General features: G+C 41.6%; 21 protein-coding genes and 1 tRNA gene. 17 read left to right on the top strand and 5 right to left on the bottom strand.

Features of this window, described 5'->3' with window-relative positions:
* The first annotated feature begins 6 nt into the window (after positions 1 to 6).
* From holB to Q3C15_RS05650, 8 genes are all read left to right on the top strand, one after another.
* The gene (gene holB, locus Q3C15_RS05685; protein WP_302704611.1) at positions 7 to 1,005 is read left to right on the top strand and encodes a DNA polymerase III subunit delta'; all 999 of its coding nucleotides are present in this window, start codon (positions 7 to 9) and stop codon (positions 1,003 to 1,005) included.
* A gap of 12 nt (positions 1,006 to 1,017) precedes the next feature.
* Positions 1,018 to 1,380, top strand: coding sequence for a DNA replication initiation control protein YabA (locus Q3C15_RS05680; RefSeq protein ID WP_057906573.1), 363 nt, complete (start codon positions 1,018 to 1,020; stop codon positions 1,378 to 1,380).
* Complete coding sequence (rsmI, locus tag Q3C15_RS05675; protein ID WP_302704610.1) at positions 1,358 to 2,242, top strand: 16S rRNA (cytidine(1402)-2'-O)-methyltransferase; 885 nt, start codon at positions 1,358 to 1,360, stop codon at positions 2,240 to 2,242. Before Q3C15_RS05680 ends, rsmI begins: the two co-directional genes overlap by 23 nt.
* Before the next feature lie 25 nt (positions 2,243 to 2,267).
* On the top strand, positions 2,268 to 3,014 hold the full coding sequence (locus Q3C15_RS05670; protein WP_283596975.1) for an acyl-[acyl-carrier-protein] thioesterase: 747 nt from the start codon (positions 2,268 to 2,270) through the stop codon (positions 3,012 to 3,014).
* A gap of 70 nt (positions 3,015 to 3,084) precedes the next feature.
* Positions 3,085 to 3,816, top strand: coding sequence for a tRNA (adenosine(37)-N6)-threonylcarbamoyltransferase complex dimerization subunit type 1 TsaB (gene tsaB / locus Q3C15_RS05665; protein WP_302704609.1), 732 nt, complete (start codon positions 3,085 to 3,087; stop codon positions 3,814 to 3,816).
* Positions 3,791 to 4,360: a ribosomal protein S18-alanine N-acetyltransferase gene (gene rimI / locus Q3C15_RS05660; protein ID WP_057826762.1), complete on the top strand. Its 570-nt coding sequence runs from the start codon at positions 3,791 to 3,793 to the stop codon at positions 4,358 to 4,360. The genes tsaB and rimI overlap by 26 nt, the downstream gene beginning before the upstream one ends.
* Positions 4,360 to 5,388 carry a tRNA (adenosine(37)-N6)-threonylcarbamoyltransferase complex transferase subunit TsaD gene (tsaD, locus tag Q3C15_RS05655; RefSeq protein WP_302704618.1) on the top strand — a complete coding sequence of 343 codons (1,029 nt, stop codon included), beginning with the start codon at positions 4,360 to 4,362 and terminating at the stop codon, positions 5,386 to 5,388. Before rimI ends, tsaD begins: the two co-directional genes overlap by 1 nt.
* A gap of 93 nt (positions 5,389 to 5,481) precedes the next feature.
* Positions 5,482 to 6,666 (top strand): MFS transporter, encoded by a 1,185-nt coding sequence (locus Q3C15_RS05650; protein ID WP_302704608.1) that lies wholly within the window; start codon positions 5,482 to 5,484, stop codon positions 6,664 to 6,666.
* A 171-nt stretch (positions 6,667 to 6,837) separates the two neighbouring features.
* On the opposite strand, the gene Q3C15_RS05645 is transcribed toward Q3C15_RS05650, so the two are convergent.
* Both Q3C15_RS05645 and Q3C15_RS05640 read right to left on the bottom strand, forming a co-directional pair.
* Positions 6,838 to 8,793, bottom strand: coding sequence for an ABC-F family ATP-binding cassette domain-containing protein (locus Q3C15_RS05645; RefSeq protein ID WP_302704607.1), 1,956 nt, complete (start codon positions 8,791 to 8,793; stop codon positions 6,838 to 6,840).
* 56 nt (positions 8,794 to 8,849) lie between these two features.
* On the bottom strand, positions 8,850 to 9,485 hold the full coding sequence (locus Q3C15_RS05640) for a CPBP family intramembrane glutamic endopeptidase (protein WP_204779260.1): 636 nt from the start codon (positions 9,483 to 9,485) through the stop codon (positions 8,850 to 8,852).
* 194 nt (positions 9,486 to 9,679) lie between these two features.
* Here Q3C15_RS05640 and groES point away from each other — a divergent pair, with 194 nt between their 5' ends.
* Together groES and groL are read left to right on the top strand one after the other, a co-directional pair.
* Positions 9,680 to 9,964: a co-chaperone GroES gene (gene groES / locus Q3C15_RS05635; protein WP_057826757.1), complete on the top strand. Its 285-nt coding sequence runs from the start codon at positions 9,680 to 9,682 to the stop codon at positions 9,962 to 9,964.
* A 26-nt stretch (positions 9,965 to 9,990) separates the two neighbouring features.
* Positions 9,991 to 11,610, top strand: a complete 1,620-nt coding sequence (gene groL, locus Q3C15_RS05630; protein WP_204779261.1) for a chaperonin GroEL — start codon at positions 9,991 to 9,993, stop codon at positions 11,608 to 11,610.
* 61 nt (positions 11,611 to 11,671) lie between these two features.
* Here the strand turns inward: groL and Q3C15_RS05625 are convergent, their stop codons facing one another.
* Positions 11,672 to 12,361 carry a YjjG family noncanonical pyrimidine nucleotidase gene (locus Q3C15_RS05625; RefSeq protein ID WP_283596971.1) on the bottom strand — a complete coding sequence of 230 codons (690 nt, stop codon included), beginning with the start codon at positions 12,359 to 12,361 and terminating at the stop codon, positions 11,672 to 11,674.
* A 176-nt stretch (positions 12,362 to 12,537) separates the two neighbouring features.
* On the opposite strand from Q3C15_RS05625, the gene Q3C15_RS05620 reads away from it, so the two are divergent.
* Complete coding sequence (locus Q3C15_RS05620) at positions 12,538 to 13,635, top strand: glycosyltransferase family 4 protein (RefSeq protein WP_057826754.1); 1,098 nt, start codon at positions 12,538 to 12,540, stop codon at positions 13,633 to 13,635.
* A gap of 19 nt (positions 13,636 to 13,654) precedes the next feature.
* Here the strand turns inward: Q3C15_RS05620 and Q3C15_RS05615 are convergent, their stop codons facing one another.
* Positions 13,655 to 14,293 (bottom strand): YigZ family protein, encoded by a 639-nt coding sequence (locus tag Q3C15_RS05615; RefSeq protein WP_302704606.1) that lies wholly within the window; start codon positions 14,291 to 14,293, stop codon positions 13,655 to 13,657.
* A gap of 51 nt (positions 14,294 to 14,344) precedes the next feature.
* Between Q3C15_RS05615 and Q3C15_RS05610 the strand changes: the two genes are divergently transcribed.
* From Q3C15_RS05610 to glmS, 5 genes are all read left to right on the top strand, one after another.
* Positions 14,345 to 15,676 carry a DEAD/DEAH box helicase gene (locus tag Q3C15_RS05610; protein ID WP_302704605.1) on the top strand — a complete coding sequence of 444 codons (1,332 nt, stop codon included), beginning with the start codon at positions 14,345 to 14,347 and terminating at the stop codon, positions 15,674 to 15,676.
* Between the two features lie 193 nt (positions 15,677 to 15,869).
* Positions 15,870 to 16,361, top strand: coding sequence for a ComF family protein (locus Q3C15_RS05605; RefSeq protein WP_302704604.1), 492 nt, complete (start codon positions 15,870 to 15,872; stop codon positions 16,359 to 16,361).
* A gap of 118 nt (positions 16,362 to 16,479) precedes the next feature.
* Complete coding sequence (gene raiA, locus Q3C15_RS05600; RefSeq protein ID WP_057826750.1) at positions 16,480 to 17,028, top strand: ribosome-associated translation inhibitor RaiA; 549 nt, start codon at positions 16,480 to 16,482, stop codon at positions 17,026 to 17,028.
* 238 nt (positions 17,029 to 17,266) lie between these two features.
* A complete protein-coding gene (secA, locus tag Q3C15_RS05595; protein ID WP_302704603.1) occupies positions 17,267 to 19,630 on the top strand; it encodes a preprotein translocase subunit SecA in 2,364 nt (787 codons plus the stop codon).
* Positions 19,631 to 19,842: 212 nt separating this feature from the next.
* Complete coding sequence (gene glmS, locus Q3C15_RS05590; protein ID WP_302704602.1) at positions 19,843 to 21,660, top strand: glutamine--fructose-6-phosphate transaminase (isomerizing); 1,818 nt, start codon at positions 19,843 to 19,845, stop codon at positions 21,658 to 21,660.
* A gap of 36 nt (positions 21,661 to 21,696) precedes the next feature.
* Here glmS and rpoN read toward each other — a convergent pair whose 3' ends face one another.
* Positions 21,697 to 22,971 (bottom strand): RNA polymerase factor sigma-54, encoded by a 1,275-nt coding sequence (gene rpoN, locus Q3C15_RS05585; RefSeq protein WP_302704601.1) that lies wholly within the window; start codon positions 22,969 to 22,971, stop codon positions 21,697 to 21,699.
* Between the two features lie 68 nt (positions 22,972 to 23,039).
* On the opposite strand from rpoN, the gene Q3C15_RS05580 reads away from it, so the two are divergent.
* A tRNA-Arg gene (locus Q3C15_RS05580) sits at positions 23,040 to 23,111 on the top strand.
* Positions 23,112 to 23,377: the final 266 nt, after the last annotated feature.

The raw sequence follows: 23,377 nt of genomic DNA, 5'->3' as shown, positions 1-23,377 counted from the left end.
GGAATCATGGAGCAGGAGATCACAGCAATTCAACCACAATTAACGCAGCATTTTGCGAAACTGATAAATGAAAATCACCTTGCACACGCGTATTTATTAAGCGGAGCATCCGGAACAGGCAAGCTTAGTCTTGCAGTTTGGATCGCTCAGGGAATTTTCTGCAATCAGCGCAACGCGGATGGAACGCCATGTTTAAAATGCTCGGAATGTCGGCGGATTGCTGCAAATGAACATCCTGACGTGGTGCGGATCACTCCTGAAGGACGGTCGATCAAGGTCGATCAGGTCCGGTACTTAAAATCAGAATTTTCTAAAAGCGGGTTGGAAGGTAACCGGAAAGTTTTCATCATTCAAGACGTTGAAAAGATGACGACGAGTGCAGCCAATAGCTTGCTGAAATTCATTGAGGAACCGAACGGCAGCATTACGGCGTTTCTCCTTTCAAGTCATGCCAATCAGATTTTGCCGACGATCGTTTCGCGGTGCCAGGTTGTTGAAATGGCGAGCTTAAACCGGGAAACCCAATTGAAAAAGCTCATGGATGCTGGAGTTGATAAGGCGGTTGGATCTGTTTTGGTGAACTTAAATGCTGATTTTGATGAACTGGTCGCGTTAGGGACCGATGAACAGTTTCAGAAATTGCTTACCGAAGTTGTGAACTGGATGAAGGCGATTTTAGCGGATGATTGGCGGGCATTTGTCTATGTTCAGACCCGGTTGATGCCGTTAGTTGATGAACGGCCTGCTCAAGAACGCCTTTTGGAATTGATGGTCATGATTTGCCGGGATTTGATTTTATTGCGGTATCATCAGGAGGCCGAAGTTGCATTTATCACCGAAAAGCAGATGCTTGCTCAGGCAGCTGAACAAATCCCAGCTTCCCAGCTGACCAAGGGCGTTGAATTGGTGATGAATTACTGGAACCAACTGGCAGTTAACGTTTCATATCAAAATGTATTAGAAGGATTAACATTGCGGTTATGCCGCTGCTACCACAAAAGATAGGATATGATAGGAATGGATAAAGGAGAATTATACGATAGTTTTGAAACGATGGAAGCTCAAGCAAATGAAATGGCAGCGACCCTTTCATTGATGCGGAACCAAATGACGCAGATTATTGAAAAGAACAACCAGCTTGAAGTTGAAAATACGCATTTGCGCGAGCGGCTTGCTGAACTTGAAAATAATAAGAAAACAAAGAAAAACAGCGGTCTTTCCCGGTCGCGGCAAAACTTGGAAAACCTTTATCATGAAGGATTCCATGTATGTACCCAGTATTTTGGTTCGCGCCGGACGGATGATGAATGTATCTTTTGCCAGGATATAATTTACGGAGAAAAGTGGAGAGAAATCGATGGCGATTCAAAAGGTAAGTAGTTTTCAAAATGTCGATCCGCAGGTTGGAGCGCTGTATTTAGTTCCAACCCCGATCGGAAATTTAAACGATATGACGCCCCGCGCGGTTGAAACGTTAAAGCAGGCAGATTATATTGCTGCCGAAGATACGCGGAACACCCAGAAACTGTTAAATCACTTTGATATCCACACAAAACAGATCAGTTTTCATAAGTTTAATACTCAGGAGCGCATTCCTGAATTGATTGCAATGCTGAAAGATGGCAAGAATATTGCCCAGGTCAGTGATGCGGGAATGCCGTCGATCAGTGATCCGGGACATGAATTGGTTGAAGCATGCGCGGCCGAAGGAATCCGGGTGATTGCGCTTCCCGGACCAAGTGCGTCATTGACAGCTTTGATTGCTTCTGGTCTTGTTCCCCAACCATTCTTGTTCTACGGTTTTTTGCCGCGGAAAAAGACGGAACAGGTGGCGGTTCTTGAAAAGTTGAATTCGCAAACGGTAACGATGATTTTCTATGAAGCCCCGCATCGCTTGAATAAAACGTTGAAAAACTTGATGGCCGTTTTTGGCGAAGAGCGGAAAATTGTTTTGTGCCGGGAACTGACAAAACGGTATGAAGAGTATTTACGCGGAACACTTGCCGATGCGGTTGAATGGAGCGGACAGGAAGAAGTTCGCGGCGAGTTTGTCTTGATCGTTGAAGGTAACGCACATCCGGAAGAAACCCAACCGGAAAAGGTTAGCGGGTCACTGAAAGACCAGGTTCAACAATTGATCGATGATCATCAAATGAAACCGAATGCCGCTATTAAACAAGTTGCAAAGAACAATCACTTAAAGAAACAGGACGTTTATAACGAGTATCATGGGCTGAATTAAAAGTTAGTTTTAAGGAGTGGGCACTGTGCCAGGAAAAAAGTATACCGAAGAACATAAAGTTGTTTATTTTGAAACCAATGTGACTGGGCGGTTGAATATTGGAAATTTGGTCGACCTGTGCATGTTGGTTTCAACTGATCAAAGTTCGAATCTTGGAATCTCAACCGAAAAGCTTGATTCAATGGGATATGGATGGATCGTAAGCCAGAATATTATTGATGTCAAACGGCTTCCAGTCGATCATGAAAAGGTTAAGATCACGACCCAGGCTGAATCATATAACCGGTATTTCTGCTACCGGGACTTTATGATGGAAGATGAACAGGGTGAAGAGATTGTTAAGATGCACACTGTCTTTTGCTTAATGGATAAGGAAAAGCGGAAAATTGCCCGAATTAAAGATGAAATCGTTGGTCCGTATGAAGGCGATTATACGACGAAGGTTGAACGCTTAGCAGTTCCACCGGCTTTGAAACCGGAAGAAGCGGAGATCACGAAGAAGTATCGTGTCCGCTTTATGGACATCGACAGCAACCAGCACGTGAATAACATTCACTACTTTGATTGGATGCTTGATACATTACCGGAAGAATTTTTGCGGACGCACGAAGTTAAACAGTTTAACATCGTTTATAAAAATGAAGTTCGGTCTGGCGAAGTCGTTGATAGTTTGACGCACTTTGATGAAGAACGGTTGGAATCGATCCATGAAATTCGGGTTGGCGATAAGGTCAGCTGTACCGCAAAGGTTGAATGGCAAGAATTAAAGTAGGCCGTGAAGGTTGTTATTCTTCATGTATGTGGTATTATGTTTATGATTTTAATTAATAAGGACGAAAAAAATGAAAATATTAGCAATTGATACGTCAAACCAGCCGCTAAGCGTAGCGGTTTTAGATGACGATCATCTTTTGGCAACCAAGACGATGAATATTTCACGCAATCACAGTACAACGTTAATGCCGGTCGTGGCTGAATTACTGGAAGACAGTCACTTAGATGTTGCAGATATCGATCGGTTTGTTGTTGCTGAAGGCCCTGGATCATATACAGGACTTCGGATCGGAGTAACAACGGCGAAGGTTTTAGCTTCGACCCTTAACAAGGAACTTGTTGGGGTTTCAAGTTTAAAAACCGTTGCAGCCAATATTGACCCGGAGACAGACCGGGTGATCGTTCCATACTTTGATGCCCGGAACTTAAATGTGTTTGCGGGGGCATACCAATGGAAAGATGGTCAATTAGTTAGTGTGATTGAAGATCAGCATATCAGTTTTAAGAACTTACTTGCTCAACTTCAAGACTTGCACCAGCCAATCATGTTTGTTGGTCCGCAAAAGGACGAGTTTGCTGAAATGAGTGCTCAAGTTTTAGGCGCTCAAGCAACGTTTGCATCAGCTGACTTTCAACTTCCTCAAGCTGCAGTTTTAGGCAGATTGGGAAGAACAATGGATCCGGTTGATATTGATTTCTTTGTTCCTCAATATCGGCGGTTAACTCAAGCTGAATTACAATGGATGGAAAAACACCCTGAGGAGAAGGATCGGCATGCCAACTATATTGAAAAAGTTTAAAGAGAAATTTGAACATTTGCTTTCGCCAGGAGCAGATGACAAGAAAATTGACTTTGAAAATCAAACCGTAACCCTTGATGATCAGGATTACCTTTTTTGTCGGGCAGTTGTTTCATCAATTCCGGAAATGTTGTCGGTTGAACGGGCGGTTTATAACGGGAAAACGCCAATTAACTACGCCGTGTTTGAAAAGCAGATCCAAGATGTTGCTAACCAGCTTGTGTTGTTAGTGCGATTTGAAGACCGCGTGGTTGCATATGTTGCTTGCAATTATGCTCATGGCGAAGCGCGCATCACGGATATTGCAATCGTTCCGCGATTTCAGCGTCGTGGAATTGCAACTAAGATGTTGAAGTTTGTGATTGCTGAAGCACAGAAATTACGGTGCCGGCGGGTATCACTCGATGTTCGTCAAAGCAATCTCCAAGGTCAAAAGTTTTATGGCGATTTAGGATTTAAGAAAGAACGCATTAAGCATCATTATTTTAGCGACAATGATGAAAATGCATATGAATATGGATATTTACTTAAAGGTGAGAAGTAATCGTGGAAAAGCGGAATTTAATTTTATCATTTGAATCGAGTTGTGATGAGACCAGTGTTGCGGTAATTGAAAATGGCTGCAAAGTACTGGCAAATATTGTTGCGACTCAAATTAAAAGTCATCAGCGGTTTGGCGGCGTGGTTCCTGAAGTTGCCAGCCGGCACCACATCGAAATTATTACAACCTGCATTAAGGATGCCCTCGAAGAAGCAGGGGTAACCTATGACGATTTGGATGCCGTTGCAGTAACATACGGTCCGGGACTTGTGGGATCACTCTTGATTGGGGTAATGGCAGCCAAAGCCGTTGCATTTGCTCATCATTTACCACTGATTCCGGTTAACCATATGGCAGGCCATATTTATGCAGCCCGGTTTGTTGACGAAATTAAGTTTCCGGCCTTGGCACTATTGGTTTCAGGCGGCCATACGGAATTGGTTTACTTGCCACGGGAAAATAAATTTCAAATCATTGGTGAAACCCGGGATGATGCTGCTGGTGAAGCCTTTGATAAGGTCGGCCGGGTTCTTGGAATCAATTATCCTGCCGGCAAGGAAATTGATGAGTTAGCTCATCAAGGAAAAGATACATTCCATTTTCCACGGGCAATGGAAAAGGAAGACAACTTTGATTTCAGTTTTAGCGGCTTAAAGAGTGCCTTTATCAATACGGTTCATCACGCTGAACAAGTTGGCAAAACGCTGGATAAAGCCGATTTAGCTTGCAGTTTTGAAGCCAGTGTTGTTGATGTTTTAGCTGCCAAGACTGTTCATGCGTTAAAGAAGTTCCCGGTCAAACAACTGATCCTTGCGGGCGGAGTTGCTGCCAACCAAGGCTTACGGGAACGGCTTGACCAAGAATTAAAGGCTTTTCCAGATGTCCAATTATTAAAGGCACCGCTTAAATTATGCGGGGATAATGCTGCAATGATTGGCGCTGCGGGATACGTTAGGTATAAGCATGGCGTCCGGGCTGGCCTTGATTTAAATGCTGATCCAAGTTTGGAATTTGACTGGATCAATGAATAGAATAAATAAGTAAGAGAGCCATATCTGGCGGTGATGTTTTGTTAAACATTTGCTCGCAAAGGATATGGTTTTCTTTTTAGAAAAGAGATTACAATGAAGAAGAGTTCAAAATTTTTATTTTTCGGATTGATCATGATGGGGCTGATTTTGCGGGTTCCATTCACGTCAATTCCACCAATTTTAACGGACATTGCCCGCGGACTGCATATTAGTGTCAGTTCGTTGGGAATTTTAACAACGATTCCGTTGCTGATGTTTGCAATTTTCTCGCCGATCGCGCCACGCATTGCCCAGAAAGTCGGAATTGCCCGGACATTTGCCGGGGTGTTGATCTTATTGATGATCGGATCGTTACTCCGAATCGTGAATGTTCCGTTCCTGTTTATCGGGACCGCCTTGATTGGAATTGGCATCGCAATGTTAAACGTTTTGATGCCGTCAGCGGTAATGACGTATTTTCCAAATAAGATCGGCAAACTGACAGCGATTTACACGACCGTGATGACCTGTGCCACCGCGTTAATGTCGGCATTGGCGGTTCCGATTACCCAGCATAGTTCATGGCAAATGGTCATTATTGTATTGACCGTTTTGCTAGCAATCACGTTTGTAATTTGGTTACCGAACATTAAACGCGAAAAGCAGGTTCAAGCCCAGTCTTCGACGGATGAGCAAAAACAAACCAAACACCGCGAATCAGCATGGCGGACCCCAAAAGCATGGATCATGCTTGTGTTTAGCGGTTTGCAATCTTTATTATTTTATACGGGGTTAACGTGGCTGCCAACAATGGCAACGGAAGCCGGACTTTCGCAAACCCTTGCCGGAAACTTATCAGGAATTTATTCATTGATTGGAATTCCGCTTGCACTCGTGTTACCTGCAATTGTTGAAGCCATTTCGCTGCGCAAACGCCAGTTATTGATGGGATTCTTTGATGCTTTGGGAATCATTGGAATCGTGATGCTTTTCTGGCAACAATCATCCTTTACATATTGGTTAATTGTCAGTTTATTGATTGGGTGTGCTGCTGGCGCTTTATTCCCATACTTAATGACGACTTTCTCATTAAAGGCAACAACTCCAGAACATAGTGCAGAATTATCCGGAATGAGTCAGTCAGGCGGTTATTTGATTGCTTCAGTTGGACCGTTTTTATTTGGATACGGCCATACGCTATTCCATTCATGGACGTTTGTAACAGCATGCTTCTTGGGATTGATTATTATCATGACGATTGCCAATCTTTTATTGGAACGCGAAGAAAAAATTTATTAAAAAACAAGGTGTGACAAAACGTTAAAAACGAGCGTGGTGGAAGCAGAAAAGCGAACGAATCGCGTCAGCATAGATTCGGAGGCTTGCGTCCTTCCACTTAGCTCGTTTGTTTTGAAACTCGATTATGCTGATATAGCAAGGAGGTTGCGATATACATCACAACCTCCTTTTTTAATTTTCAAATTCATCAAGTTCGAGTAATTTTTCTTCCCACTCATCTTCAGCAGCTGAAAGGTCAGTTGTTACTTTTTCAAGTTGTTTTTGCAGGTCCTGCATTTTGGCAACGTCATTAAAGACTTCCGGATCAGTCATTTGCTGTTCGATCGCTGCTTTTTGGTCTTCAAGGTCGCCAACTTGATTTTCAAGTTTATCAACTGTCCGGCGAAGCTTCCGTTCTTGCTTTTGCCGTTCCTTGCTTTGCTTATAATTTTGCATTCCGGCAGACGGTTGCTTCGGTTGTTCGGCTGAAGCTGGGTTTTCCTTTGCAGCTGCTGCTTGGGCAAGCAATTCTTGTTCCTGTCTCTTTTCAACGTAGTAGTCATAATTTCCAAGATAAAGGGTGCTGCCTTCGGGACTGATTTCAATCACTTCAGTGGCAACTTTATTAATAAAGTACCGGTCGTGTGAAACAAATAGAACCGTTCCGTTGAAATTCAATAATGCCTTTTCTAAAACCTCTTTACTTTCGATGTCTAAGTGGTTCGTCGGTTCATCAAGAATCAAGAAATTATCGTGCCGCATAGCGAGCTTTGTCAGCATCAAGCGGGCCTTTTCCCCTCCGGAGAGACTATGAACCATCTTTTGAACGGCGTCACCTTGGAAAAGAAAACTTCCTAAAATTGAACGGATATCCTTTTCCGGCGTTGTCGGGTGTTCATCCCAAATTTCGTTTAAAACCGTCTTGTTTTCGTGAAGGCTTTGCTGTTCCTGATCATAGTATCCAGGGTGGACGTTGGTGCCAAACCGGGCGCTGCCTTTAATAAATGGAATTTGGCCTAAAATACTCTTCAGAAGAGTTGATTTTCCAATTCCGTTTGGCCCAACGATGGCAAGCACCTTGTGTTTTCGCAGCTCAAAGTTGATTGGTTCAGCAAGAATTTGCTGGTCATAACCAATGGCTCCGTCTTCAACTTGAAGAACGATGTCGCCGCTTTCCTGATCACTCGTGAATTCAAAATGCGGGCCTTTTTCATATCCTTCGGGGCGTTCAAGCCGGTCGATCTTATCAAGTTGTTTGCGTTTGCTTTGAGCCCGTTTAGTTGTTGAAGCCCGGACAATGTTTTTATTAACAAAGTCTTCAAGATGGCTGATTTCGGCTTGTTGCTTTTCATACGCCTTCCATTGAGCCTTTAATCGGGCATCTTTTTCCTTAATATACTGGCTGTAATTACCGGTATAGTGGCTTGATTTATGATGGCTGATTTCGTAGACTTCGTTAACGATCCGATCTAAGAAGTACCGGTCGTGCGAAACAATCAGCAATGCGCCCGTATAATTTTGAATATAGCCTTCAAGCCAGGTAAGGGTGTCAATGTCCAAGTGGTTTGTTGGTTCGTCCAAAATCAAGAGGTCGCGTTTTTCAAGCAAGAGTTTGGCAAGGGCCAACCGGGTCTTTTGACCACCGGAAAGTGAACTGACAGGGCGGTCAAAGTCGGCATCTTCAAAGCCTAATCCATGTAAGACGGCTTTAATTTCATTTTCATAGCCATAGCCGTTCTGTTCTTTAAAGTCGTGCATCAGCTGATCATAATTTTTTAAAAGCTGCTGGTAAGCTGCTGATTCCGAATCAGCATTCGGGTCAGCAATTTGACTTTCAAGCTGATGGATCTGGGTTTCCATTTCAATTAATGGTTGGAAAACACTTTCCATTTCATCATAAATTTTTTGATCAGATTCTAAACCGGTATTTTGGGCAAGGTAGCCGATTGAAAGGCCTTTTTTCTTTACGATTTGGCCTTCGCTTGGTTCCTGTTCACCGATAATCATTTTGATCAGGGTTGATTTTCCAGCACCATTCCGGCCGACAAGAGCAATCCGGGAGTGGTCCTGAATATCAAGGTTAACGTCTTCGAATAAAACATCCGCTCCAAAGTGGCGTGCGACGTGTTGTGCTTGAAGAAGGAGCAAAATGTCACCTGCTTTCTAAAAAGTCCTGTTTCCTATTTTATCACGTCAAATTTTTTTTAGTGAATTCCCCATAAAAGAAGGGTAATTAAATTCAATCCAGCATGGGCGATCATTGATGCCCGAATGTCGTGTGCTTTATAATAGATGAATTCAAAAATACATCCCATAACGAAGTACGTAAGAAAATGACCGTCATGATGAGCAATCACAAAGAGAAAACTTGAAATGATTGCGGCGATCCATGGTTTAAAATAGTAAGTTAAGTTTCCAAAGAAAATTTTTCTGAAAATCAATTCTTCAACAATGGGGGTCGCAATCACGATATCAAGTAAGTAAATTGGCGAATGGTGAAAAACGGTAATCAAGGCATTTGTATTTTGTGAAATCAGTGATTGATGAAAAAGAACGTGGGCAAGCGTTAGGGTTACTGCCTGACCTAAAATGACTAGCAACGCACCACTTAATCCCCATAAAATAGTCTTTTTAAGGTTGGATTGCTTTTTTTCAATGATATTTTGATAACTGTATTTTTGGTTTAGCTTCCAAATAATCAATGCTCCAAGCAGACCGATGACGGTTAAAACGGGGTAAAGCATCTGGGTTCCCCAGCAAAGTTTCTGCGCAAGCATTTGGGCGATCATTAAGGCGAGGTAGCCAATCAAAATTGAGAGTGAATTCTTCTCAATTGCCATGAGTTCAACTTCTTTCGTTATTGTGAATTTACTTGTATTGTAGCATGTTTCAGCCATCATCAAAAATTAAATTAGCACTCTCGAGGTTCGAGTGATAAAAAATCCTTGCTTTTTAGAAACAAAGCGTATATAGTAATAATTGTAATCAGTTAGCACTTGAAACTATCGAGTGCTAAAAAATGGAGGGATTTATTGTGCTTAAACCATTAGGAGACCGTGTAGTCTTAAAAGTTGAAAAAGAAAAAGAAGAAACAGTTGGCGGAATCGTTTTAGCAAGCAATGCTAAGGAAAAGCCACAAACCGGAAAAGTAATCGCAGTTGGCGATGGTAAGATGTTAGATAACGGTCAAAAGGCTGTTCCTAGTGTAAAAGTTGACGATAAAGTCTTATTTGATAAATATGCAGGTACTGAAGTTAAGTACGATGGTGAAGATTATTTAATTGTTCGTGATAGCGACATCATGGCAATCGTAGACTAATTAAATTTACTTAGAGGTGATATTTCATGGCAAAAGAAATTAAGTTTTCAGAAGATGCACGTGCAAAGATGCTTGCAGGTGTTGATAAATTAGCTAATACTGTTAAATCAACAATTGGTCCTAAAGGCCGCAACGTTGTTTTGGAACAATCATATGGTGCCCCAACAATTACCAATGATGGGGTTACAATTGCCAAGGCAATCGAATTAGAAGACCACTTTGAAAACATGGGTGCCAAGTTAGTTGCTGAAGTTGCTTCAAAGACAAATGATATTGCCGGTGACGGAACAACAACTGCAACAGTATTGACTCAAGCAATCGTAAACGAAGGAATGAAGAACGTTACTGCTGGCGCCAACCCTGTTGGAATCCGGAAAGGAATCGAAAAGGCAACGAAGACAGCCGTTGATTCATTACACAAGATGTCACACAAGGTTGAATCAAAGAGTGATATCCAACAAATCGCTTCAATTTCAGCTGCTAACGAAGAAGTCGGCAAGTTTATTGCTGATGCGATGGAAAAAGTTGGTAATGATGGGGTAATCACCGTTGAAGAATCAAAAGGAATTGATACTTCATTAGATGTTGTTGAAGGAATGCAATTCGATCGCGGTTACTTATCACAATACATGGTAACTGATGAAGACAAGATGGAAGCCGACTTAGACAATCCATACATCTTGATCACTGACAAGAAGATTTCAAACATCCAAGAAGTCTTACCATTGTTACAATCAGTTGTTCAACAAGGTCGTCCATTGTTGATCATCGCTGATGACGTTGACGGTGAAGCATTACCAACCCTTGTATTGAACAAGATTCGGGGAACATTCAACGTTGTTGCCGTTAAGGCTCCTGGCTTTGGTGATCGCCGGAAAGAAATGCTCCAAGATATCGCTATTTTGACAGGTGGGACCGTAATCACAGATGACCTTGGCTTACAATTGAAAGACACAACGATCGATCAATTAGGTTCAGCTGCAAAGGTAACCGTTACAAAGGAAAACACAACAATTGTTGAAGGTTCAGGCGACAAGGACAAAATCGAAGAACGGGTTGCCCAAATCAAGAAGCAAATTGCTGAAACAACATCTGACTTTGATAAAGAAAAGATGCAAGAACGGTTAGCTAAATTAGCTGGCGGGGTTGCTGTAATCAAGGTTGGTGCTGCAACTGAAACCGAATTGAAAGAACAAAAGTACCGGATCGAAGATGCTTTGAACGCTACTCGTGCAGCCGTTGAAGAAGGCTTCGTTCCTGGTGGTGGAACAGCATTAGTAAATACCATTAAGGATGTTGCTGCATTGAAAGAAGAAGGCGACGTTCAAACTGGAATCAACATTGTAAAACGTGCTTTGGAAGAACCAGTTCGTCAAATTGCTGAAAACGCAGGTCTTGAAGGTTCTGTAATTGTTGAAAAACTTAAAGAACAAAAAGACGGTGTTGGTTACAACGCAGCCGCAGACAAGTGGGAAGACATGGTTGAAGCTGGAATCGTAGACCCAACTAAAGTTACCCGTTCAGCTCTTCAAAATGCCGCATCCGTATCAGCATTGTTATTAACAACTGAAGCAGTTGTTGCTGATAAGCCAGAAGAAAAAAAGGATGCTCCTCAACAAGATGCCGGCATGGGCGGTATGATGTAAAATCTGATAAATAAACAAAAAGACAGTGTGGTTGAAAAAATCACACTGTTTTTTTGTTTATTTAGATAAGCTTTTTAATTTGTAATAAATCATCAATTTCGTAGGTCGGCTGGGCCGATGACGAATTTTCAAGGTGTTGCGGATTGAACCATACCGTATCGATGTTGGCATTATTGCCGCCTTGAATATCAGATGTAAGCGAGTCGCCGATCATCAATGTTCGGCGAGCATCAAAGTTTTCAAGATGATCTTCGATATAATTGTAAAATTCAATGTTGGGTTTATTGACGCCGATTTCTTGGGAAACGAAAACGTGATCAAAGTAATTCATAATTTCGGCTTCCTTAAGGCGTTTGTATTGGGTTTGCGGAACGCCATTGGTGGCAACTTCAAGCCGAATTGCTGGGTTTTGTTCGAGCAGTTGAAGAAGTTCGGCAGCATGGGGCATTAAATCATGACCGTCGCTTAGGTAATTAATGTACCGGTCATTCAAATTTAAGTCCGTTACATCGCGGTTAAAGTTTTCTTTAAAGAAGGCGTTAAAACGGGTCGCAAGGAGTTCTTCACGGGTAATTTCATTACGTTCCAGTTTCCGCCAAAGACTTTGATTATAAGTTGAATATTTTTGATGAAGATCAGCGGTCAATTCAATTCCGACAAAATCAAAAAGACGCTTTAAAGCCTGGCTTTCATCAGCTTCAAAGTCAAGTAATGTATTGTCAATGTCGAAAAGCAAGGTATCATATTGCATAAAAATTCCTTCTTTCTCTTCCATGTATCGTATCATATTGAACTTTAAACGTGAATTTAATTTGAAAATTAAGGTGTGATTTTCAATATTCATCCCCCTTGGCAGGTTAATTATGATATGATATCAGGTAGTATCGTGTCGAATTGATGATACGGATAACAGAAAGAGGACATCCTATGTATAAAATTTTTGCGTCGATTTTCGCAACAATTTTAATTTCTGCATTGCTTGTTCCGGTGGTACGGCAGCTTGCATTTCGCGTGGGCGCGGTTGATAAGCCAAATGCACGCCGGGTAAATAAGAAAACAATGCCGACGATGGGTGGCTTAGCAATTTTTATTGCATTTAACTTTACAAACTTTGTTTTATTGCATGGCCAATACCCAATGCGGATGATGATTGCGCTGTTTATTGCGCAGTGCATTGTATTGATTACAGGAATTATTGATGACATTTATGAATTAAAACCATTTCAAAAATTGATTGGATTAACAACGGCGGCCCTGGTCGTTTACTATGTTGCCCATATCCGAATGACAACGCTGACGATTCCATTTGCCGGAACGGTTAAGCTCGGACTGTTGAGCTTGCCGATCACGTTGATTTGGATCTTGGCAATTACAAACGCGATTAACCTGATCGACGGGCTTGATGGATTGGCAACGGGGATTGCGATCATTGCCCTCACAACCAGTGCATTGACCGGGTATTTCTTTTTAAACGTTACGAATACGTTTATTTCGTTGATGATTGCGACGCTGGTGGCTGCGCTGATCGGCTTTTTACCATATAACTTCCACCCTGCGACGATTTATCTTGGGGATACCGGATCGTTATTTATCGGCTTTATGATTTCAGTGTTTGCGTTGTTTGGACTAAAGAACGCAACGTTTATTTCGATCATTATCCCGGTAATTATTTTGGGAGTTCCAATCACAGATACGGTTTTTGCGATTATTCGACGGGCATTAAATAAGAAACCGATTATGAAACCTGATAAGCACCACTTGCATCACCGGTTGATGCAGATGGGATTATCGCACCGGCAAACAGTGCTGGTAATTTATGGAATCGCATTGATTTTCTCGTTTATTTCATTGCTTTATCCAATCTCAAATATTTTTGGTTCATTGTTGCTGACGATTGCAACGTTGCTTGGACTTGAAATTTTTGTTGAATTGATTGGATTGGTCGGCGGCAATCACCAACCGCTTTTGAATTTGATCAAACGGATCGTATTAAAATCAAGCGAACATAAAAACGGTAAGGAATAATAATTTCCTTACCGTTTTTTTATTTTTCAACTGGTTGATCAGCATAACTTTCTTTGCCGATGGTAAATGATAATTGCACGCCGAGAAAATTTTGAAGGACTTCTTCAAAGTGATTGATTTCAGCGTGTGGAAGCAGAACAGTCAGGGTAATTTTTTCCGCATAGTCAGTTGAAGAAAGGTGAACATCATGCTGTTCTAAATAATATTTAACCTTTTCAAAGCGCGAATATTCAACCTGAAACTGAACCTCGTTCATTCCGATGCGCTCAACGATTCCAATTTGGCGAATCGCTTCGGCCGTTGTGCCGTTATATGCCCTGATTAATCCGCCGGTTCCTAATTTAATTCCGCCAAAGTAACGGGTGACGACTGCGACCACGTTATGCAAATGGTTTTGTTTGAGCGCGTTTAAAATGGGGACGCCGGCAGTTCCAGACGGCTCACCGTTATCACTTGCACGTTGAATCTGATCGTTTAATCCGACCATAAATGCAAAGCAATTATGCCGGGCCTTATTATGTAGATTTGAAACTTGGTCGATAAAATCAAGGGCTTCTTTTTCTGATTGACAGCGGGCAATTGAGCAGATAAATTCCGATTTTTTGATAATCTGCGAAAAATTTCCTGACTGGCGAATCGTACGATAATTTTCTTTCATGATTGCTCCAAAATGATAAACAATTGCGTAGTTATTAGTGGAGGGATGAAAATGGAGATTTCCCAATTATACGGTCGCCAAGTAACGGACCGTCAACTAGCGCCTGATGACATTATACAATTAAATTTAACCGGTGAGAATGCGCTTTTAAAATCTGGATCTGAAGTGTGTTGCCAACGTTGTTTAGGACGCACACCGTTGAATGAGGCGATGTTGCCTAATGGTGACTACTATTGTCGTAATTGTATTCAATTTGGGCGATTAACAAACTGGAATAAGCTTTATCGGATTAGGGAACCGAATCAGTTTGACATTCCATCTGAAATTTTAACGTGGAAGGGGACGCTTTCGCCGTTTCAAGCGCAATGCGCGCAGCAACTGATCGAAAAGGTTGCGCACCGGCAAAATCATTTAGTTTGGGCAGTTACCGGAGCGGGCAAAACGGAAATGCTGTTTCCGATGTTAACGGAAAGTATTCGGCAGGGGAAAAGAATTGCGCTTGCATCGCCGCGAATTGATGTTTGTAATGAATTATTTCCACGAATTCAAGCAGCATTTGCAAACGTTGATTGTTTGCTGCTTCACGGACAGGCAAATCAATATTTTTATTCGCAATTGACGGTGTGCACGACCCACCAGTTAATGAAGTTTTACCATGCATTTGATGTTTTAGTCATCGATGAAGTCGACTCTTTTCCATACGTAAATAATTTAAGCCTTGCAGCCGGGGCAAAGAATGCATGTAAGGAAAACGGCGTAATGCTTTATTTAACGGCGACGCCAGATGAAAATTCGATGAAAATGATTCGAAAACGTCAGCTGACCCTTGACTACCTGCCATTACGGTTTCATCAGCATCAGCTCCCTGAAATTAAATTTATGGTTGAGCGTCAAATGAAGCGGCAGATTGATCACCAAAAGCTGTCATCTAAACTTCGGAAAATCATTCTAAAGTGGGTTACGCAGCAAACACCGTTTTTAATTTTTGTTCCGCGGATAAAAATGCTTGCGCCGCTTTATGAAGCGATCCAAAAAATTGTTCCTTCAACGGTAGCCGGGGATACGGTCCACGCCAATGATCCGCAGCGTCTCGAAAAGGTGCAACGGTTACGAGATGGAGAGTACCGGTATTTAGTAACAACAACGATTTTAGAGCGGGGCGTGACGTTTAAAAATTTGGATTTAATGGTTTGGGATGCCAATGATTCAAATTTTTCACGGTCATCGCTGGTTCAAATTGCCGGCCGGGTCGGACGGAGTCGGGAGCGCCCCACCGGAGACGTATATTTTGTGATCAGATATTATTCTTTAAAGGTTCAGCAAGCGGCAAGGCAAATAAAACAATTAAACCGAAAGGCGGCTAAATTACTCCATGAATCGTAAATGCTTATTATGCAAACGTGACTTAGAATATTCATTAAGCCTTGCGTGGATTTTTTCACTAGATCCTTTTAAAGAAAAATTCATTTGCGATGATTGCCAAAGCTGCTTTCAGCGAATTGACGGTCCAACTTGTATGGGATGCGGACGGATGTGTGCTTCACAATATTGTGCTGACTGTGTGCGGTGGCGAAAAGTGGGAAAACCGCTTTTGGATAATCAGGCATTATATTGTTATCATAACGAAGCAATGCGGGATTATTTTGAACAGTATAAATTTGCGGGCGATTACTATTTACGAAAGGTTTTTCAAGCCGAATTTCAACAGTTTATTCGGCAAAAATATCCGCAACGCAAATGGAAGTACTGTATTATTCCAGTTGATCAGCAAACCATGGTTAGTGAGCGGGGATTTAACCAGGTAAAAGGATTAACTGCGAATTTGAAGACTGAACAGTGGCTGGTGATGGATGACGATCGACATCAAGTCAAACAATCGCATAAAAACCGGGTAGAACGGATGCAAACGCAACAGCCGTTTATTTTGCAATCTCCTGCGAAAGTCAAAAATCAATTTGTAGTATTGATCGATGATATTTACACAACGGGCCGCACCCTTTATCATGCGCAAGATCTCTTACTAAAAGCCGGCGCGGCTGAGATTCGGTCAGTTACCCTTGCACGTTAAGATTTATTTAAATTAATGCAATTGATTGTTAATTAAAGCGTTTTCGGATATAATAAAAGTGAAGAGATGAGAGGTCTCTTTTGAGTAGTGATACTCAGTTGTGAAAGGAGAAATTATTATGTTAAAGGTTAACGTTCGCGGGGAAAATATTGAAGTAACATCGGCAATTCGGGACTATATCGAAAAGAAAGTTTCCAAATTAGAAAAGTATTTGGATCAAAATATCAATGCAACGGCGCATGTTAATTTAAAGACATATCCAGATAAGACGGCGAAGGTGGAAGTTACAATTCCGCTTCCATACTTGGTATTGCGTGCAGAAGAAACATCAACTGACATGTATGGCAGCATTGATTTGGTTACCGATAAATTGATCCGTCAAATTCGGAAACACAAGACAAAGGTGAACCGTAAGTCACGTGAAAAGGGCTTTGACCATGCAGACTTCGTTAACGACGTTGAAGGCGAAGCTGATGAAAAGAAAATTGAAATCGTAAGAACAAAGAACATTGCCGTTAAACCAATGGACAGCGAAGAAGCAGTTTTGCAAATGGAAATGCTTGGGCATAACTTCTTTATTTACAAAGATGCTGAAAATGACGACATTAACATTGTTTACCGGCGGCGTGATGGTCGGTACGGTTTGATTGATATTAATGAAGAATAATTAATTAAAAACTAAATCGAAATTGCGGTAAAGTGGGCATTACCGTGGGAGAGGCTGCGCTAGGTTAGTGCGGCCTCTTTTCAATGTTAACGGCAAAATAACTAAATTTTTTAATTAAATTTTTCATAAAAGGGAAGAAACGCTTCTTTAGCGGTTTGAAAAGCCGTTGAAAAATGATATTATTAGACTTGGTATATTTTTCAATTAACCAAATGAAAACTTTAGAAGGGAATCAGATATGGTTAATATTCTTAAAAAATGGGTTGAAAGTGATAAACGCGAAATTAAACGCTTAAATAAAATTGCAAATAAGGTTGAAAGCTATGCTGATCAAATGGCAAAGCTTTCAGATGAAGAATTAAAAGCTCAAACACCGAAATTTAAAGAAAGATATCAAAACGGCGAAACATTAGATGATTTGCTTCCAGAAGCATTTGCCGTTGCTCGTGAAGGTGCTAAGCGTGTCTTGGGCTTATACCCGTACCACGTTCAAGTTTTAGGTGGAATTGTTCTTCATGAAGGTAACATTGCTGAAATGAAGACTGGTGAAGGAAAAACTTTGACAGCTACCATGCCAGTTTATTTGAACGCTCTTTCAGGGAAAGGGGTTCACGTTGTTACGGTTAACGAATACCTTTCAGAACGTGACGCAACTGAAATGGGTGAATTATATAAGTGGCTTGGATTAACGGTTGGATTAAACGTTTCAAGCAAGTCACCAGAAGAAAAACGGGAAGCATACAATGCGGACATCACATATTCCACAAACAGTGAGCTTGGGTTCGACTATTTGCGGGATAACATGGTTGTTTATAAAGAAGATATGGTTCAACGGCCATTGAACTACGTGATCGTCGACGAAGTAGACTCAATTTTGATCGATGAAGCGCGGACGCCATTGATCATTTCTGGTCAAGCAACGGGTTCAACGTCATTGTATGTTCGGACAGACCGGTTTGCGAAAACATTAACTGAAGATGAAGACTACAACATTGATCTTGAATCAAAGACCGTTTCATTGACTGAAGAAGGAATTCAAAAAGCTGAAAAGTACTTTGGATTGACAAACTTGTTCGATCCGGACAACACAGCATTGAATCACCACTTGGACAATGCTTTACGGGCAAACTACATTATGTTGCGGGATAAAGACTATGTTGTTCAAAAGGGTGAAGTTTTGATCGTTGATCAATTTACTGGACGTGTAATGGATGGTCGGCGTTATTCAGATGGATTGCACCAAGCCATTGAAGCCAAGGAACACGTTGAAATCCAAGAAGAAACGAAGACCATGGCTAACATCACGTATCAGAACTTCTTCCGGATGTACAGCAAGTTAGCCGGAATGACCGGAACAGCGAAGACCGAAGAAGAAGAATTCCGTGAAATCTACAACATGCAAGTTATTACGATTCCAACTAACAAACCAGTTATTCGGGATGACCGTCCAGACTTGTTGTACCCAACATTGAAGAGCAAGTTCAATGCGGTTGCCGATGACATTGAACGGCGTCACAAAGCTGGCCAACCAGTCTTAGTCGGAACGGTTGCGGTTGAAACATCTGAATACCTTTCACAATTGCTTGATAAACGTGGTATTCCACACGCTGTTTTGAACGCGAAGAATCACGCTAAGGAAGCGGAAATTGTTGCGAATGCTGGTCAACGCGGCGCAGTTACGATTGCGACGAACATGGCTGGTCGTGGGACTGATATTAAGTTAGGACCTGGCGTGCGTGACTTAGGCGGTCTTGCCGTTATCGGAACTGAACGGCACGAATCACGGCGGATCGATAACCAGTTGCGGGGACGTTCAGGTCGTCAAGGTGATCCAGGATTGTCACAATTCTATCTTTCACTTGAAGATGACTTGATGCTCCGGTTCGGTTCAGAAAAGATCAAGGATTTGCTTGAAAGCATGAAGGTTGCCGATGACGAAGCAGTTATCCAATCAAAGATGATCACCAAGCAAGTTGAATCTGCTCAAAAACGGGTTGAAGGGAACAACTACGATACCCGGAAACAAGTTCTTCAATACGATGATGTTATGCGGGCTCAACGGGAAGTCATTTACAAGCAACGTCAAGAAGTAATTCTTGAAGATAAGAGTTTGAAAGACGTTATTATGCCAATGATTCGTCGGACGGTTAAACACGCCGTTGAAGTTCGGACTCAAGGTGACAAGTCTGAATGGGATTTAGATGGTTTGGTTGAATTTGCAGAAGCTAACATGGTTAAGGAAGGCAGCATCACGGTCAATGATTTTGCCGGCAAGACCCCGGAAGAAATCCAAGACTACTTGATGGATCTTGCAGAAGAAAACTATCAAGGCAAAGCAAAACAACTGAACGATCCCGCTCAAATGCTTGAATTCGAAAAGGTTGTTATCTTGCGGGTCGTTGATGACCACTGGACAAACCACATTGATGAAATGGACCAATTACGGCAATCAATCGGATTGCGGGGATATGGTCAATTGAATCCGTTAGTTGAATACCAAGCAGATGGTTACGAAATGTTTGAACGGATGGTTGCTGATATTGAAGCGGACGTTACAAAATTGTTCTTGAAAGCTGAAATTCGGCAAAACATTCGGCGGTAATTAATTAATATCTAAGAGGATGCAATTGCGGTTGCATCCTCTTTTTGATCTCTTTTTTGATATTGGTATAGTCCTATACCAATAATTGATTTTATGTTTGACATTTAATCAAAACATGGATATATTATTAATTGCATTGATTAATATCATTTTAAATTAATCTATACCAATTATAAAAATCTTAAATTGATAAACAGGAAGAGGATAACATTATGTGTGGAATTGTCGGTGAAGTCGGAAACGACAACGCAGTTGAATTATTGATTCACGGATTAAAGAAATTGGAATATCGGGGATACGATTCAGCCGGAATTTACGTTAATGATGAAAAAGGAAAAGATTATTTAATCAAAACGAAGGGTCGCATCTCAGAACTTGAAAAGAAGATCGGCGACGACGTTCATGGAACAATTGGGGTTGCTCATACACGGTGGGCAACGCACGGAATTCCGAGTGAAGCCAATGCCCACCCGCATGTTTCAGAAGATGGTCGGTTTTACCTTGTTCACAATGGGGTAATTACAAACTTTAAGGAATTGAAAGAAGAATATCTTCAAGGGGTTAAATTTGCTGGCGAAACAGATTCTGAAGTGATCGTTCAATTAGTCGGTCATTTTGCGAAGGAAGGAATGTCAACCCTTGAAGCATTCAAGAAGACGATCAGCGTTTTAGATGATGGTTCAACTTACGGGATTTTGATGATCGACCGTGAAAATCCAGAAACCTTATATATCGCAAAGAAGAAGAGCCCATTATTGATTGGGGTTTGTGACGGCTTCAACGTTGTCTGCTCAGACGCAATGGCAATGTTAAATGTTACGCATGATTTCATTGAATTACATGACGGCGAAATCGTTGAATTAACTGCAGATGAAATTAAGATTCAAGATGCTAACGGCCAACCGGTTGAACGGAAGACCTTCCACGTTGATGAAGATGCAAGTGCTTCAGAAAAGGGTGCTTACGAACACTTCATGTTGAAGGAAATTGGTGAACAACCAGCAGTAATGCACAAGTTAGTTCAAGAATATACAAATGAAGACGGCTCAATGAAGATCGACCAAGATTTGATCAATGCGATCGAAGATGCTGATCGGCTTTACATTGTGGCTGCCGGAACAAGTTACCATGCTGGGTTGGTTGGCCATGAATTGTTTGAAAAATTTGCCAAGATTCCAACTGAAGTGCACGTTGCTTCCGAATTTGCTTACAACCAACCATTGTTATCAAAGAAACCATTCTTCATTTTCTTGACTCAAAGTGGTGAAACTGCAGATAGCCACCAAGTATTAACACAGGTTAATGAAGCCGGTTATCCAAGCTTAACGATCACGAACGTTGCGAACTCAACGTTATCACGGGAAGCAACGTATACCTTATTATTGTATGCTGGCCCAGAAATCGCGGTTGCTTCAACCAAGGCATACACTGCTCAGATTGCAGTTGAAGCATTATTAGCAAAGGCTCTTGGGGTTGACATGGGATACCAAGAAGCCAAAGACTTTGATGTGCGGAAGGAATTATCAATTGTTGCAAACGGAATGCAGGAATTGGTTGATGAAAAGCATGACATTGAAAAGCTTGCTCAAAAGTATCTTGCAAAGGCACGGAACGCATTCTACATTGGCCGGGCAATCGACTACGATACAGCAATTGAAGCAGCATTGAAGCTGAAAGAAGTTTCATATATTCAAACTGAAGGCTTTGCTGCCGGAGAATTGAAACACGGAACGATTGCGTTGATCGAAGAAGGAACACCGGTAATTTCAATTATCACCGATCATGCAATTGCATCACACACACGGAGTAACGAAGAAGAAGTGGTTGCCCGGGGCGCAAACGTGATTTCAATTGTTTCAAAAGATTTAGCAAAGGATACCGATCAAATCGTATTGCCAACGGTTCACCCGTTATTAACATCATTGGTTGCAATTATTCCCGCTCAATTACTTGCTTACTACGCAAGTGAACAACGCGGATACGATGTTGATAAACCACGGAACCTTGCAAAGAGTGTAACGGTTGAATAATAAAAAAATCATTGGCTGAAAATGCCAATGATTTTTTTATTGCTTTCGTTTACTTGATGATGGAATTCCAAGTTGCGAACGGTACTTTGCAACTGTTCGTCGTGAAATTTTGATTTCCTTAGCCGTTAAAAGATCGACGATTTTTTGATCAGAAAGCGGATGATGCGGATCTTCGTTTGCAACTAAATCTTGAATCATTCGTTGAACAGAATCGGTACTCAATTCTTGATCAGCCGCATAGCGGGCAGCGGTTGTAAAGAAGGACTTCAGTTCATACGTTCCAAAGTCGGTTTTTAAATATTTTCCGTTGACCGCCCGGCTGATAGTCGATTCATGAAGTTGAAGCTGATGAGCGATGTCACGCAAGAGTAGCGGTTTGAGCGGATGCGTGGGATCCGTAAAGAATTTTTGCTGGCGGGCAATAATTGCTTGCCCCACCATCAAAATTGTTTTTTCACGCTGATTGATCTGGCTATCGAGCTGGTCATATTCCCGCTTTTTCTGGTTAACAAAGGACTGAACGGCAGGATCAGCCGACTGGTTCATTTCCTCGAAGTATTCCTGATTGAATGTCAATTGCGGCAGTGCATGCTTGGTTAGTGTAACTGCAGGAATCCTGTCATTTACCGTAACTTTCAGGTCAGGATAGATGTATTCGGTGTTGGGATGCTGGTATCCGAGACCTGGAGCAGGTGAAAGCGTCTGAACGTAGTGCAAAATGGCAATCGCATCATCTTCGGTAATTGAGTATTTAGTTGCAATCTGATTCCAATTTTTATTTACGAGCTGTTCAAAGTCGTTTTGCAAAATTGGAACCGCGAGTTGCGGCGCACCAGGATCAAGCTCGGCTTGAAGCAAAAGGCATTCTTGGGGATTGCGGGCCCCGATTCCGGGCGGATCAAGCTGATGCAAGAGGGTCAACGCGTCCGCAACCAATGTTGGGTCAAATTTTTGTTCATGGATCATTTGATCAACGTCAAGTTTCAAATAACCATTATCATCTAGATTTTCAATAAAGTAGATCACCAATGTCCGGATCGGAGTATTGCGCATCGTAAGGTGAACCTGGTCAAGCAGGTAATCATCAAGCGATGGTTGTCGGTTGGAGATTAAGTTAGTAAAATCAACCGTCTCAGAATTTTGCGGATGTGAATCATGAACTTCGATAAATGGATTTTCGAGCTCGCGTTGCTTGATCAGTTTGGTAAGTTCTTCGTTAGTCGATTTTAAAATTTTGATCGATTGCTGCATTTGTTGCGTCATTGCAAGCTTTTGCAGCTGTTTTTGTTTCAAATTTTGTGAAATTTTCATTTTTTCCCTCACAGATTGAAAATAGGTGTTGCAATTTTATAGTGAATAGGTTAGTATAATAAAGTAATGCGCCGATAGTGTAATGGATCGCACACAAGATTCCGGTTCTTGTAATCTGGGTTCGACTCCCAGTTGGCGCATTCATCAAGAGGTTCAAATTTTGAACCTCTTTTTTTGTACCCATAAAAATAAAAAATTATTGGGCGCCAAATCTATTCGAATTTTTTATATGCATAAGTATTGTACACGCTTTACTAAGAGAATAAAAGTCTTGGGCGAAAACGTTTTACTGGGATAATAAATATTTAGTCTCTTATAAGATGAATATGCTTGCATACGTTTATTTTTACTGATATAATTCAAAAGTGTTGAGGGTTATTAAGGATTCTTAATTTCCTTTAAGTAT

Origin of the sequence: Ligilactobacillus sp. 110_WCHN (genome assembly GCF_030518115.1) — a bacterium.
In the GTDB taxonomy this organism is placed as follows: domain Bacteria; phylum Bacillota; class Bacilli; order Lactobacillales; family Lactobacillaceae; genus Ligilactobacillus; species Ligilactobacillus aviarius_C.
The sequence above is the reverse complement of the archived record's forward strand: the minus strand, read 5'-3'. Positions and strand labels throughout refer to the sequence as shown.

Bases quoted from the DNA above. Each gene is read 5' to 3' on its own strand.
- holB (WP_302704611.1), top strand. From the start codon at position 7: ATGGAGCAGGAGATCACAGCAATTCAACCACAATTAACGCAGCATTTT.
- Q3C15_RS05680 (WP_057906573.1), top strand. From the start codon at position 1,018: ATGGATAAAGGAGAATTATACGATAGTTTTGAAACGATGGAAGCTCAA.
- rsmI (WP_302704610.1), top strand. From the start codon at position 1,358: ATGGCGATTCAAAAGGTAAGTAGTTTTCAAAATGTCGATCCGCAGGTT.
- tsaB (WP_302704609.1), top strand. From the start codon at position 3,085: ATGAAAATATTAGCAATTGATACGTCAAACCAGCCGCTAAGCGTAGCG.
- rimI (WP_057826762.1), top strand. From the start codon at position 3,791: ATGCCAACTATATTGAAAAAGTTTAAAGAGAAATTTGAACATTTGCTT.
- Q3C15_RS05650 (WP_302704608.1), top strand. From the start codon at position 5,482: ATGAAGAAGAGTTCAAAATTTTTATTTTTCGGATTGATCATGATGGGG.
- Q3C15_RS05640 (WP_204779260.1), bottom strand. From the start codon at position 9,485: ATGGCAATTGAGAAGAATTCACTCTCAATTTTGATTGGCTACCTCGCC.
- groL (WP_204779261.1), top strand. From the start codon at position 9,991: ATGGCAAAAGAAATTAAGTTTTCAGAAGATGCACGTGCAAAGATGCTT.
- Q3C15_RS05625 (WP_283596971.1), bottom strand. From the start codon at position 12,361: ATGCAATATGATACCTTGCTTTTCGACATTGACAATACATTACTTGAC.
- Q3C15_RS05620 (WP_057826754.1), top strand. From the start codon at position 12,538: ATGTATAAAATTTTTGCGTCGATTTTCGCAACAATTTTAATTTCTGCA.
- Q3C15_RS05615 (WP_302704606.1), bottom strand. From the start codon at position 14,293: ATGAAAGAAAATTATCGTACGATTCGCCAGTCAGGAAATTTTTCGCAG.
- Q3C15_RS05610 (WP_302704605.1), top strand. From the start codon at position 14,345: ATGGAGATTTCCCAATTATACGGTCGCCAAGTAACGGACCGTCAACTA.
- raiA (WP_057826750.1), top strand. From the start codon at position 16,480: ATGTTAAAGGTTAACGTTCGCGGGGAAAATATTGAAGTAACATCGGCA.
- secA (WP_302704603.1), top strand. From the start codon at position 17,267: ATGGTTAATATTCTTAAAAAATGGGTTGAAAGTGATAAACGCGAAATT.
- glmS (WP_302704602.1), top strand. From the start codon at position 19,843: ATGTGTGGAATTGTCGGTGAAGTCGGAAACGACAACGCAGTTGAATTA.
- rpoN (WP_302704601.1), bottom strand. From the start codon at position 22,971: ATGAAAATTTCACAAAATTTGAAACAAAAACAGCTGCAAAAGCTTGCA.